General features: G+C 48.9%; 10 protein-coding genes. 3 read left to right on the top strand and 7 right to left on the bottom strand.

Going from position 1 to position 13,357, the window contains the following annotated elements; all coding sequences use genetic code 11:
- The first annotated feature begins 58 nt into the window (after positions 1–58).
- The 3 genes from cls (MJQ52_RS13400) (at position 59) to MJQ52_RS13390 (ending at position 2,574) form a co-directional block, all read left to right on the top strand.
- Positions 59–1,258: a cardiolipin synthase gene (gene cls, locus MJQ52_RS13400; RefSeq protein ID WP_191073237.1), complete on the top strand. Its 1,200-nt coding sequence runs from the start codon at positions 59–61 to the stop codon at positions 1,256–1,258.
- A gap of 12 nt (positions 1,259–1,270) precedes the next feature.
- Complete coding sequence (gene uvsE, locus MJQ52_RS13395; protein WP_191073238.1) at positions 1,271–2,233, top strand: UV DNA damage repair endonuclease UvsE; 963 nt, start codon at positions 1,271–1,273, stop codon at positions 2,231–2,233.
- Between the two features lie 68 nt (positions 2,234–2,301).
- Complete coding sequence (locus MJQ52_RS13390; RefSeq protein ID WP_003151087.1) at positions 2,302–2,574, top strand: hypothetical protein; 273 nt, start codon at positions 2,302–2,304, stop codon at positions 2,572–2,574.
- Between the two features lie 66 nt (positions 2,575–2,640).
- Here the strand turns inward: MJQ52_RS13390 and MJQ52_RS13385 are convergent, their stop codons facing one another.
- From MJQ52_RS13385 to MJQ52_RS13355, 7 genes are all read right to left on the bottom strand, one after another.
- Positions 2,641–4,368: an ABC transporter ATP-binding protein gene (locus MJQ52_RS13385; protein ID WP_025853595.1), complete on the bottom strand. Its 1,728-nt coding sequence runs from the start codon at positions 4,366–4,368 to the stop codon at positions 2,641–2,643.
- An 80-nt stretch (positions 4,369–4,448) separates the two neighbouring features.
- Complete coding sequence (gene cls / locus MJQ52_RS13380) at positions 4,449–5,951, bottom strand: cardiolipin synthase (RefSeq protein WP_191073239.1); 1,503 nt, start codon at positions 5,949–5,951, stop codon at positions 4,449–4,451.
- A 95-nt stretch (positions 5,952–6,046) separates the two neighbouring features.
- Positions 6,047–6,676 (bottom strand): YitT family protein, encoded by a 630-nt coding sequence (locus MJQ52_RS13375; protein WP_191073240.1) that lies wholly within the window; start codon positions 6,674–6,676, stop codon positions 6,047–6,049.
- Between the two features lie 138 nt (positions 6,677–6,814).
- Positions 6,815–7,486, bottom strand: a complete 672-nt coding sequence (gene narI, locus MJQ52_RS13370) for a respiratory nitrate reductase subunit gamma (RefSeq protein ID WP_024085917.1) — start codon at positions 7,484–7,486, stop codon at positions 6,815–6,817.
- Positions 7,483–8,040 carry a nitrate reductase molybdenum cofactor assembly chaperone gene (gene narJ, locus MJQ52_RS13365; RefSeq protein WP_191073241.1) on the bottom strand — a complete coding sequence of 186 codons (558 nt, stop codon included), beginning with the start codon at positions 8,038–8,040 and terminating at the stop codon, positions 7,483–7,485. The genes narI and narJ overlap by 4 nt, the downstream gene beginning before the upstream one ends.
- Positions 8,041–8,065: 25 nt before the next feature.
- Positions 8,066–9,529, bottom strand: a complete 1,464-nt coding sequence (gene narH / locus MJQ52_RS13360; protein ID WP_025853598.1) for a nitrate reductase subunit beta — start codon at positions 9,527–9,529, stop codon at positions 8,066–8,068.
- Complete coding sequence (locus MJQ52_RS13355; protein WP_025649384.1) at positions 9,519–13,205, bottom strand: nitrate reductase subunit alpha; 3,687 nt, start codon at positions 13,203–13,205, stop codon at positions 9,519–9,521. Before MJQ52_RS13355 ends, narH begins: the two co-directional genes overlap by 11 nt.
- Positions 13,206–13,357: the final 152 nt, after the last annotated feature.

Below are 13,357 nucleotides of genomic sequence, written 5' to 3'. Positions count from 1 at the left end.
AATAATTAAATTCACATTCTCAGGGCACACTACGGATACTTCGGAAAGGAGCGTCGGTATGAAGGTCATTTTTGTGTTGCTTGTCATTTTTATCATATTGATCGCACTTATGCTGCTTGATATGCTGCTTGGCCGGGCGGCGTACAAAAAACAGGCGTATGAGCCCGTTTTTGACCCGAAAAAAAGTGATATCAGACTTATTCACTGCGGCAGCGAGCTTGTGCAGCAGATGACGGCTGATATCCGCCAAGCCGTCTCTTCTATTCATATGATGTTTTTTATTATGAAGAACGACCAAGTCAGCCATGAGATGTTTGATTTATTGAAAGAAAAGGCCCGGGCCGGCGTCTCCGTATATCTGCTGCTCGATTGGGCAGGCAGCCGCCAAGTGAAAAAGCCTTCCATTCAAACGATGAAAAAAGCCGGCGTTCACGTTCATTTTCTAAATAAACCGGCATTTCCGTTTCTTTTTTTCAGGCTGCAAAAACGGAATCACCGGAAAGTGACCGTCATTGACGGCAAAATCGGCTATGTCGGCGGCTTTAATATCGCTGAAGAGTACCTCGGCAAAAAAGCGAAGTTCGGAAACTGGGAGGATTATCACCTGCGGATGACCGGCGAAGGCACGGCGGATCTTCAGACTCTTTTTGTAAGCGACCTGAAACGAAACACCGGAAAAAAACCCGAATCACCCGGGGTTTATCCGGCATTATCCGAAGGGGATATCTCTCATAGGACATATGCATCTGACGGTTTTTCGCTTGAATCGCATTATGAAAACTGCATCCGTAAGGCGGAGAAAAAAATCATCATCGGCACGCCTTATTATGTACCGAGCAAAAAGCTTCAGGAAGCGCTTATTTCAGCCTGCCGAAAAGGCGTCAAAGTCATCTTGATCGTTCCGATGAAATCAGATCACCCGCTCGTTCGGGAAACAGCTTTTACCTATTATCCCGAGCTCCTGAAGGCCGGCTGCCTCATCTATCGGTATTATCAAGGCTTTTATCATGTTAAAGCCTTCATTATAGATGACCGCATCAGCATTATCGGCACGCCGAATTTTGATAAACGGAGCCTGTTCTGGAATGAAGAGGTGAATGTCATCATTCATGATGAAGACTTTACAAAGGAAGTGCTTTCAACCATAAAGCAGGACATCGAAAAATCCGAGCTTCTCACATTAGAAAAAGTGAAACAGCGCTCCGTCAGACAGCTTCCTGCAGAATGGCTGGGAAAGGCCATATCTTACTTTTTATAAAGGAGAAACCATATGCTGTTCAGATTCGGATTCGTCGCAAACGCCATGTGCCTTTGGGACGCGTCCCCCGCCAAAACCTTAACATATGCGCGCTATACCAAGCTTTCCCGCAATGAGCGGAAAGACGCCCTGCTTTCTGTGACGAAAGCAAATCTTACCAATACGCTGCGCACCCTCCACTATGCGGTCGGCCACGGCATCCCTTTGTACAGGTTCTCAAGCTCAATTGTGCCGCTCGCCACGCACCCGGATGTAATGTGGGATTTTGTCACGCCGTTTCGCCAGGAGTTTCGTGAGATCGGCGGGCTGGTCAGAAAATATGACCTCAGAACGAGCTTTCATCCGAACCAATTCACGCTTTTTACAAGCCCGAAACGGGAGATTACCGCAAATGCGGTCAAGGATATGGCCTATCATTATGACATGCTGGACGCAATGGGCATCGCGGACCGTTCCGTCATCAACATCCATGTCGGAGGCGCTTACGGTGACAAACAAAGCGCGCTTGGCCGTTTCCGCGTGAATCTGAAAGAACTTCCCGATGTCATCAAACAGCGGATGACTTTAGAAAACGATGATAAAACATATACGTCCGAGGAAACACTCAGTGTATGTGAGCAAGAAGGCATTCCGTTTGTGTTTGATTATCACCATTTTTACGCCAATCCGACAGATGACGCTGATTTAGATGACATTCTTCCGCGGATGATCAAAACATGGCAGCGGATCGGCTTAAAGCCGAAGGTCCATCTCTCCTCGCCAAAATCAGAATCAGCCGTACGCAGTCATGCGGACTATGTGGATGCGAATTTTATTCTGCCGGTGCTGGAGCGGTTCAGACAATGGGATGCGGACATCGATTTTATGATTGAGGCGAAAGAGAAAGACCGGGCGCTGCTCCGGCTCGTCGAAGAATTAAGCGCCATCCGCGGAGTTAAACGCCTGGCGGGCGGAGTGCTGAGGTGGAAGGTATAACCAGGTTTATCACCCGTTCATATGGGGAATTTCCGAAATAACAGACCATCAGACGGAGGAGAAAACACATGAAAAACATTACATCTTTGAAAATAGCCGCTAAGAAGTTCACTTTAAGAAACATGCTTCAGCTTTATCAGCTTTGCCACACGGGAGGCCACGAGCTGTATATCTACTCTAAAAAAACAATGTGCAAAATCAAAGATATCATTGAGCTGGAAACGTTCAGAATGGCTCATAAAGAACAAGAATATTTAATTGTAGTGGAAGGAAAGAAAGCGGTGCAGCTTGTTGACCGTTTCAAACATATCATCGAACCTGCGCAAAAAGAAGCCCATTAAATACGGACTACATAAAAAAGGATAGACAGGAGGCTGCCCGGCCCCCGCTCGTCTATCCTTTTTCCATTATTCATGTATCAGCTCGCCGAATTGGGCCTGATGGAGTCTCTGGTACATGCCGCCGGATGCCAGCAGTTCCTTATGATGACCTTGTTCAGCGATGCCTTCTTTCGTGACGACGACGATCCTGTCCGCATCCTTAATCGTAGCCAGCCGATGGGCGATCACAAGCGTTGTGCGTCCTTCAGACAGCTCTTGCAGCGATTTTTGAATGGCGGCTTCCGTTTCTGTATCGAGGGCTGATGTAGCCTCGTCTAAAATTAAGATCGACGGGTTTTTCAAAAACATTCTGGCGATGGAAAGCCGCTGCTTCTGCCCGCCTGACAGCTTCACGCCGCGCTCGCCGATCACCGTGTTTAAACCGTCGGGATACCCGTTTACCAAATCCTCTAAATGTGCCTGGCGGACGGCCTGCCGGATTTCTTCCTCAGACGCATCGAGCCGCCCGTAAGCAATGTTTTCCCGCAATGTGCCGGAAAACAGAAAGACATCCTGCTGGACGACGCCGATTTGTCCGCGCAATGATGACAGCGTCATGTCCTTAATATCGATTCCGTCGATGGAAATCACGCCTTCAGACGGCTCATAAAAGCGCGGCAGCAGACTTGTCAGCGTTGACTTCCCCGCTCCCGAAGGCCCGACGAATGCGACTGTCTCCCCGGCATGAATGGACAAATTGATTCCCGACAGAACCGGGCTGTTTTCTTCGTAACCGAATGACACACCATCATAACGGATATTCCCTTTTAAACCGGACACATGTCTCGCGTTCGGGGCGTCCTTGATATCAGGCTCCGTTTCCATTATTTCTATAAAGCTTTTAAAACCGGCTATGCCTCTCGGATACAGCTCAATAATCGCGTTGATTTTATCAATCGGACGGAACAGAACGTTCGTCAGCAGCACAAAAGCGACGAATTCTCCGTAAGATAACGATCCGCGGATCACGAACCATGTCCCGCACAACAGGACGAACAGCGTGACGAATCTTGTCAGCATGTAACTGATCGAGCCGTTTTTCGCCATGATTTTATATGACGTCAGCTTTGTTTTGCGGAAACGCTGATTGTTCACGTCAAACCGCTGCTTTTCAAACGCTTCATTGCTGAAAGCCTGAACAAGACGAATGCCGCCGATATTGTTTTCGACCCTCGCGCTGAAGTCTCCGACGTCTTTGTTCAGTTTTGTAAACGCAGAGGTCATTTTTTTATTAAAATACAAAGCAAGCCAAATGACGACCGGCATAATAATAAAGGTCAACAGCGCGAGCTGCCAGTTAATGAACAGCATCACACCGAACGCGCCCAAAATCGTCATGACCGCGATAAACAGGTCTTCAGGCCCGTGGTGGGCGGTTTCTCCGATATACATCAAATCATTGGTGAGCTTGGACATTAAACTGCCCGTTTTGTTGTTATCGTAAAATTTGAACGAAAGCTTTTGCAGATGGTCAAAAAGCTTTTTCCGCATATCGGTTTCAATGTTAATGCCGAGCATATGGCCCCAATACGTCACAACATACTGAAGCGCCGAGCTGAGGGCGTAGACTCCGAATAAAGCAGCGGAAGTCAAAATAATCAGACGCCAATCCCGCCCCGGGAGCAATGTATCGATAAAGTAATTAACAATCAGAGGAAAACTCAGCTCCATCAATCCGCCGGCGATGGCAGAAAAGAAGTCGAGAAAAAACAGCTTTTTGTACGGTTTATAATAAGAAAAAAATTGTCGCAGCACGATTCCGTCCTCCTTGTGCCTCGTTCCTAATGATAATATTTCTCAATTATACTATACACAAGGAGTTTTAAAAGCGTTTTTTATAAAACGCCGGAAAATAACCGCGCGAAGGATTCCTTCGTTCTTTCCCATAATGTGCGCTTATAGAAACAGACGGGGCTGATTTTCTCAGACTCTCTCATATCCTCCAGATAATGCGCTTCAAGATCTTTAATCGCCTCTTGATCTGTAAAAAAGACATTGACCTCAAAGTTCAGCTGAAAGCTTCTCATGTCCATGTTCGCCGTCCCGACAGAGGCGAGGTTTCCGTCAGTGATGAGCACCTTTTGATGCATAAAGCCTTTTTGATAGGAATAGACTTCGATTCCTTCGCGAAGAAGCTCGGGGAAATACGATCTCGTCGCGTACTGGGTTAAAAATCCGTCATTGGTTTCCGGCACCATGACTCGCACCCGGACGCCTCTGGCAGCAGCCTCCTTTAGCGCTGTGCGGATCGGCTCATTCGGCACGAAATAAGGCGTCGCGATCCATACAGATGATTCGGCCGCCGCTATCATGGCATAATACAGATCGCTCATCCGTTCCTTCATATCGGGGCCCGTCGGAACGACTTGATAGACGCCGCCGCTTTCTGCAGGGACCGGGCGGCTGTATGCTTTCTGATCAATCAGCACCTCATCCGAAACGTATTCCCAATCAAGCATAAAAATGCTGTGGAGCGTCTGAACGATTTCTCCTTCGACTTTCATATGGGTGTCCCGCCAAAAACCGACACTTTGGTCTTTGCCGATATACTCCTTGCCGACATTCAGCCCGCCGACAAAACCGGTTTTCCCGTCAACGATGACGATCTTGCGGTGATTTCTGAAATTGAATTTTTGGTTGAAAAAACCGTATTTCAGCGGCAGAAACGGGACGATGTTCACGCCCGCGCGTTTCAGTTTTTTAATGTCTTTTCCGGCCAGCTTCAGGCTGCCGGCCGCGTCGAACAAAAACCGCACCTCCACGCCTTGACGCGCTTTTTCCATCATAATGTCCATCATCTTGTGCCCAAGCATGTCTGATTTGAACATGTAATACTCAATATGTATAAATGATGCTGCCGACCGGAGCGCTTCAAACAGCTCCGGAAATGTTTCATCCCCGTTTTTGAGCACCTTCAGCCTGCTTTTTGTATTGATATTCATATGAGACGCCTTGATTGAATATTGAAAGAAACGCTTCTGATTTCCTTTCAGCCCGGACAGATCGGGCTTCTGTTCCATATCAAATATCGTTCTCAGCTTTTCCCGGTTGTATGTCCGTTTCGACCTGAACAGCTTGCCTTTTTCATAAAGCTGGCCGGAAAAAAGGTAAAATAAGTACCCGGCGATCGGAAAAAACACAAGAATATGAATCCATAACAGCGTATGCTGAGAGGTGCGGTTTTCAAGAATTAACGAATAGATGCTGAACAAAATAATGCTTGCATAGCAAAGCAACCCTCCGTAAAACTCAAGCCTGGAAACCGGAAAAAACCATATGACATATGCTCCGATAAGCATCATATATAAAAAGCAAAATTCCAGTCTCCTTTTCAGCATCCCGACTCTCTCCCATCTGATCCGATATCTCTGTATACCCTCTGTTTTCCGGCCTGTAAACATATGAAAAATCCTCTCCGCACGAGCGGAAAGGATTATGATGACACTTCCTGTGACTGGCCGGTTGTGATGTTCTGAAGCAATGCCGGATTGAGCGAGCAGCTGCCTTTGATTTTATTTTTGAAGATGCCGATGATCAGACCGGTGACCGCTATCGACACTAAGGAGAAGAGCCCTTTCAGCAATCCGACGGAAAAAATGCCGGCCAGCACGACGCCAAAATCGAAGAGGAAATTAACGGCACCCGGATTCCATCCGCAGCGCTTTTGCAGAAATAAAGCGAGGATATTGGCGCCGCCGAGCGATGCCTGATGATAAAACATGAGCGACAGGCCGAACCCGATCAGCGCCCCGCCGCAAATCGCCCCGGCAAGCGGTGAAACAGAGACCGGCGGCAGCCAGTGATCCGCGCCGGTCAACAGAGTCAGCACAGTGACTGCAAAAACGGTGGATAGAGTGAATTTGATTCCCATTCTGATGAGAGAAAATATATAAAACGGGATATTGATCAGAAAGAAGATAATCGCAAATGAGGAATGAAACAAGTACGACAGGCTTAGTGACAGTCCCGCTGTGCCGCCGGTTAATACATGAGAATGTCTGAGTGTCAGGACGCCGGCGCTTGTCATCAGACAGGCGGCTAAAATGAGGAAAATCCGCTTCATTCTTCACTCTCCTTTTGTTGATATTATTTCCACATAAAACATAACAGGAATCACCGCCGCCCAGCCATTACCTTGGCAGAAAATATCTTATGTTTTTATTTTTTCACCATAAAAAAATCCCCCTCTTGCAGGGGATTTTTACGTGCGTTTCCGATAGACGACATAGCTGCGGGTCAAATACTTGAGGGGCAGGCTGAACACGTGAACCAATCTTGTAAACGGCCAGAGGATAAAAACGACGTACCCTATGATGATATGAAACTTAAACCATAGCGGGACACTCTCCATCAAAGAAGCGTCAGGCCGGAACAAAACAATTTCCCTGAACCACGGCCCGACTGTTGCCCTGTAATCAAATCCTTTCGAGTCAATGTTGAGAAACGTGGCCGCAACGCCCGACAGCATCATGAACAGCAGCAGAATAAGCGTCAGGATATCCGATGGCGAGCTGGTTTTGCGGATTCTTTTGTCAAACAGCCTTCTGTATGTCAGGATCACTAGTCCGGCACAAGCCGCGATCCCCGCCGGCAGGCCTGCGCCGATCGCCATTTTGTGATACGTATGCTCTGAAATGCCAAGTGCAGTATACACGCCTTCCGGGATCAGAATTCCCATGACATGTCCGCCGACAACGAACAGCAGTCCCCAGTGAAAAAGTGTGCTGCCCGCCGCAAGTTTTTTCTTTTCTAACAGCTCGCTTGATTTCGCCGTCCAGCCAAACTGGTCATGCTGATAGCGGTAAATATGCCCGCCGATAAAGATCGTCAATACCATGTACGGCATAATCCCCCACAGGATCTGCCCGCTCATGCCTGAGCAGCCCCTTCTTCAGTGCTTTCACGTACACCGATGCTTTCCAGCGCGGCCTGCAGCACGTGCAGCAGCTCAGCATAGAGGCTGTCATTTTTTTCGAGGCGGGAAGCCAGCTCCCGCACATTGGACAGGTATTTCTCAAACACGCTTCTCGCCGCTTCAATCTCCGCAACCGCGGCGAATTCCAGCATCAGCGGCAGGTAATCAGGCAATTCTTTCTCTGTCGGCAGGAAACCGGATTGCTGGTAGGTGTCTTTTAAATGCAGCAATTCGATGCCGCGTTCCCTTTGCTCGCCTGAGTTAAAGTAGGTGACGTACATATTCGTTTTTTTCCCGAAGTCGAACGTATACACATAGTGTTCAATCAGCGCTTGCGGAGAAAAGCCGGCTGCCGCCTCTAAAAAGTGCAGCAGTTTCTCACGGATTTGCTGATTGGTGACGTCATGGATAAGAGCCTTCCATTCGGGAAGCCCGGCTCTCCACTCTTCATCCGGATAAGAGAGAAGAATGGAAAGAGCGGAGAATGTGATTTGCCGGTCTGTGGTGTTCATCTTGTTTCACCTCATTTATCAAAAGTTAGAAACAAGAGCCGGGGCCGCCTGAAAATGACAAGCCGCAGCTTCCTTGTTCAGCGTATAAATCAGACACTTCTTCTCGATGGCTGCTTGGGATCACAAAGCGGTCATCATATTTGGCGATCGCCAGCAGCCGATACATGTCTTCAATTTGCTTTTCTGTTAAACCGACACCGGAGATCAGTGCCGGGTCGATGGATTTATTCGTCTGGACTGCTCTCATATACTGGCGCATGACAGACATTTTCTTTAACGTTGACCGAATATGATCCGTATCACCGGCCGTTAATAACTGGGCCAAATAGTCAATCGGAATTCTCATTTGGTCGATAGCCGGAAAAATATCTTCCGCCGTTTGCCGGCTGCCTTTTCCTTCAAAGAGATTCATAATCGGGCTGAGCGGCGGAATGTACCAAACCATCGGCAGTGTGCGGTACTCAGGATGAAGCGGCAGCGCAATCTTCCAATCGATGATCATTTTATAGATTGGCGATTGCTGCGCGGCCTCTATCCATTCAGCCGGGATGCCTTGTTCTTTTGCCAGTTTGGCAATCTCAGGATCATTCGGATCAAGAAAAACGTCCAGTTGGGAATGGTAGAGATCCTTTTCATTTTCAACGGAGGCCGCTTCCTCCACTTTGTCCGCGTCGTACAGCATGACGCCGAGATAGCGGATTCTGCCCACACACGTTTCGGAGCAGATGGTCGGCATCCCCGCCTCCAAGCGCGGAAAGCAGAGTGTGCATTTTTCCGCTTTGTTCGTCTGCCAGTTAAAATAGACTTTTTTATAAGGACAGGATGAGACGCAATATCTCCATGAACGGCACGCGTTTTGATCAACGAGTACGATGCCGTCTTCCTCACGTTTGTACATGGCGCCGGACGGGCAGGATGACACGCATGCCGGATTGATACAGTGCTCACAAATACGGGGCAGATACATCATAAAGACCTCATCGAATTCTGTTTTGATCGATTCCTCCATTTTTTGAACGTTTGGATCTTCAAGCCCTGTAATATGGCCGCCCGCGAGATCATCCTCCCAGTTCGGGCCCCATTCGATATTCATAAAATCACCCGTCAAGGACGATTTCGGCCGCGCCACCGGCTGGTGCTTTTTCTGCGGACTGTTTGTTAATGTTTCATAATCATAGTTCCAAGGTTCATAGTAGTCATCAATCGTCGGCTGGTTCGGGTTATAGAAAAGGCCTGCAAGCCGATTCGTTTTCGGGCCTGATTTCAGTTCAAGCTTTCCTTTTTTCAACGTCCATCCGCCTTTATATTTGTCCTGGTCCTCCCATTGCTTCGGGTAGCCGATGCCGGGCTTTGTTTCTACATTATTGAAGTACATATATTCCGCACCGGAACGGTTTGTCCACGTGTTTTTGCAGGTGACGCTGCACGTGTGGCAGCCGATGCATTTATCCAAATTCATGACCATCCCGATCTGCGCTTTAATCTTCAAGCCAATCGACCTCCTTCAGCTTGCGGATGACGACATTCAGATCGCGCTGATTCCCCGTCGGACCGTAATAATTAAAGCCGTAGCTGAGCTGTGCGTAGCCCCCGATCATCTGGGTCGGCTTGACGTGAATCCTTGTCGGGCTGTTATGGGTGCCTCCGCGGTTATTCGTCAGTTTTGTGCCGGGCACGTTGATGTGGCGGTCCTGGGCATGGTGCATAAACGCCATTCCTTTAGGAATCCGGTGAGACAAAACCGCTCTCGCCACGACAACGCCGTTTCGGTTGAAGCATTCAATCCAATCGTTGTCTTTGATATCCGTGTCCTCTGCGTCATCTTTATTCATCCACACGGTCGGCCCGCCCCGGAACAGCGTCAGCATCGGCAGGGAATCAAAATACATGCTGTGAACGGACCATTTATTATGCGGCGTCAAATAATTAAGAACGATCTCTTTGCCCTCTTGATCAGGCCGCTTGCTTAGGAACGGACGGTGCTGGAGGATCGGTTTAAATGTCGCCATCGTTTCACCGAATTCCATCATCAGTTCATGATCGACATAATAGGATTGTCTGCCTGTCAGCGTCCGCCACGGGATTAATTTTTCCACATTCGTCGTAAACGGCGAGTATCTGCGCCCTCCTTTTTCTGAGCCGGTAAAAGCCGGAGACGTGATGACCGTTTTCGGCTGGGCTGTAATTTGCTCGAACGTAAAGCATTCTTCCTCGCGTTCTTCCGCCAGGTCTTTCAGCTTCAGGTTTGTGATGTTTTCAAGCGATTCCCATGCTTTTACGGCGACCTTTCCATTTGAGGTGGACGACAGGGTTAAAATCGCTTCTGCCGCCTGCTTTGCTTCACTTATATTCGGGCATCCTTTGGCAACGCCGTCTGAATCGGTTTCTCCCAGTCTCTTTTTGAGCGATTCATATTCATCGGCGATCGACCAGCTCATCCCTTTTGTTCCGCTCGGTTTTAAAGCCGTATGAGGGCCGAGCGCGGTCATTTTATGAAAAATGTGTTTGTAATCCCGTTCAGCGACATGGATGTTCGGCATCGTTTTTCCCGGAATGGCTTCACATTCGCCCTTGCTCCAGTCATTGATTTTTCCGAACGGCTGGGCCAATTCCTGCATCGTGTCGTGGAGGAGCGGCGTCGCGACTACCTCTTTCACCGGCTCCATCTCGACTTCTTCCGCCAGGTCGGAAACGGCTTTTGACAGTGCTTTGAAAATATCCCAGTCTGACCTCGATTCCCACGGCGCCGAGATCGCCGGAGCAAAAGGATGAATAAACGGGTGCATATCCGTGCTGCTGAGATCGTGTTTTTCATACCATGTCGCCGCCGGCAGCACGATATCGGAATACAGCGCCGTACCGGCCATTCGAAAGTCGAGATTGATTAACAAGTCAAGCTTGCCTTCCGGCGCCTGTTCCCGCCATTTGATTTCTTCAGGGCGGATGCTGTCGCTGTCGTCATTCATCAGACCGTTCGTAGTCCCCAGCAGATGCTTGAGAAAATATTCATGCCCTTTTCCTGAGCTTGAGATCAGATTAGCCCGCCATACGAAGAGATTCCTTGGGAAATTCACTTCATTGTCCGGGTCTTCAATCGCGAATTTCAATTTTTTCTCTTGAAGCCGTGAGGCCACGTACGCACCTACGTCTTCAGGTGTCGCCGCCCCCGCCTTCTCAGCTTCTTGATACAGATTGATGCCGTTTTGATTGAATGTCGGATAGGACGGCAGCCACCCTAATCGCGCTGCCAGCACATTGTAATCGGCGTGATGCTTGTAGCGGGATGACGCGGCGATCGGTGAAGCCAAGTCACTGATCGGCTGGTCTTCATAACGCCACTGGTCTGTCGCAAAGTAAAAAAATGAGGTGCCGTTTTGCAGTTTAGGCACGCCTTCCCAGTCCTTTGCGGTTGCGATCGTCTGCCACCCTTCAGCCGGACGGAGCTTTTCCTGCCCGACATAATGGGCCCAGCCTCCGCCGTTTACGCCTTGGGCGCCGACGAGTAAAACAAGATTTAACACCGCACGGTAAATCGTGTCGGAGTTGAACCAGTGGTTGATTCCCGCCCCTACGATAATCATCGATCTGCCGTCTGTATCGATCGCATTTTGAGCAAACTCCCTGGCAATCTGTATAACGGCTTCTCTTTTAATTCCCGTGATCTGTTCCTGCCAGGCAGGTGTGAACGGACGGGGATCATCATAAGATGCGGCTGATTGTCCGCCGATGCCCCGGTTCACGCCGTAGTTTGCCAATATCAAGTCAAACACGGTCGTGACGTACGTCTCTTCACCATTCAGATCCAATTTTTTAATAGGAAGATCCCGCTCAAGCACTTTGTTTCCGTCATTTGAAAAATACGGAATGCGCACCGAGCCGATTTCGTCCTCTATTCCGAGCACGGAGAGACGGGGTTCAATCGGTTCCCCAGTGTCTTCATCGATCATATGCAGGTTCCATTTTTGCTGTCCGTCCCAGCGGGAGCCCATTGTTCCTTGCGGTATAGCAAATTCGTTTGTTTGTTCATTCCAGACCGCAGGCTTCCATTGATCATGCTTTGTCTGCCGCCCGATGTCCTTCGCATGCAGAAACCGTCCCGCTGTGTATACGCCATTTTCTTTTGACAGGGTGACGAGGAATGGAAAATCCGTGTATTGCTTTGCGTATTCAATGAAACGTTCCGTCTCTTGATTCACGTAAAATTCCTGCAAAATGACGTGACCCATCGCCATCGCCAGGGCTCCGTCAGTCCCTTGGCGGATACTGAGCCAGTCATCCGCGAACTTTGAGGACTCCGCAAAATCGGGACTGATTGAAATCACCTTGGCGCCTTTATAGCGGGCCTCCGCCAAAAAGTGCGCGTCAGGCGTTCTCGTTAACGGAACGTTGGAACCCCATGTGATGATATAGCCTGAATTGTACCAATCACTGCTTTCCGGAACGTCCGTCTGGTCGCCCCAAATTTGCGGGGACGCCGGCGGAAGATCCGCATACCAGTCATAAAAACTGAGCATTGGGCCGCCGATTAAAGACATGAATCGCGAACCTGATGCATGGCTGATCATGGACATGGCGGGAATCGGAGAAAAACCGACATTCCGGTCAGGCCCGTATTTCATCACTGTATACAGCAGAGAGGCTGAAATCAGCTTCAGCACTTCCGGCCATTCCGCGCGGACAAAGCCGCCTTTCCCTCTTGCCTGTTTATAAGACTTCGCTTTTTCAGGGTTTTCAACGATCGCTTTCCAGGCATCCAGCGGATTTTGATGCGCCTGCAACGCTTCCCGCCACAAATTGATCAGCACACCTCGCACATATGGATATTTCACACGGAGCGGGCTGTAGATGTACCATGAAAAACTGGCCCCCCGCGGACAGCCTCTCGGTTCGAAATCAGGCATATCCGGGCCTGTTGATGGATAATTCAAGTTTTGTCCTTCCCACGTGACAATTCCGTTTTTCACATAAATATTCCAGCTGCAAGAACCCGTGCAGTTGACGCCGTGGGTGGAGCGAACGACTTTGTCGTACTGCCATCTGTTTCTGTATACATTCTCCCAATCACGATCTTCGCTTGTCGTTTGGCTATGATGATTTGAATGATGTTCGATAGGAGAAAAATAGTTTAATCTCCTGAGCAACGGACTCATTTTCTTTTTCTTCATGATCGTTCACTCCTTCCGAGTCAGGTGATGCTATGTACACTATAAACAGAGACGGCGCATCACCTTGTGAACTATGTCACACACTCTGCTTTTTTCACAAAACGTTCACACAGAGCAGCAGGAAGGATTTTCAAACGATATAGGGACGCCCG

It is taken from the genome of Bacillus sp. jun7 (assembly GCF_051034795.1).
GTDB lineage: Bacteria > Bacillota > Bacilli > Bacillales > Bacillaceae > Bacillus > Bacillus velezensis.
Note: the sequence above shows the minus strand (reverse complement) of the source record. Positions and strands in the feature narration are given on the sequence as shown.

Excerpts from the sequence above, each read along its gene's own strand:
- narJ (WP_191073241.1), bottom strand. The coding sequence starts at position 8,040 with ATGAACACCACAGACCGGCAAATCACATTCTCCGCTCTTTCCATTCTT.
- MJQ52_RS13375 (WP_191073240.1), bottom strand. The coding sequence starts at position 6,676 with ATGAAGCGGATTTTCCTCATTTTAGCCGCCTGTCTGATGACAAGCGCC.
- cls (WP_191073239.1), bottom strand. The coding sequence starts at position 5,951 with ATGCTGAAAAGGAGACTGGAATTTTGCTTTTTATATATGATGCTTATC.
- narI (WP_024085917.1), bottom strand. The coding sequence starts at position 7,486 with ATGAGCGGGCAGATCCTGTGGGGGATTATGCCGTACATGGTATTGACG.
- MJQ52_RS13355 (WP_025649384.1), bottom strand. The coding sequence starts at position 13,205 with ATGAAGAAAAAGAAAATGAGTCCGTTGCTCAGGAGATTAAACTATTTT.
- MJQ52_RS13390 (WP_003151087.1), top strand. The coding sequence starts at position 2,302 with ATGAAAAACATTACATCTTTGAAAATAGCCGCTAAGAAGTTCACTTTA.
- cls (WP_191073237.1), top strand. The coding sequence starts at position 59 with ATGAAGGTCATTTTTGTGTTGCTTGTCATTTTTATCATATTGATCGCA.
- uvsE (WP_191073238.1), top strand. The coding sequence starts at position 1,271 with ATGCTGTTCAGATTCGGATTCGTCGCAAACGCCATGTGCCTTTGGGAC.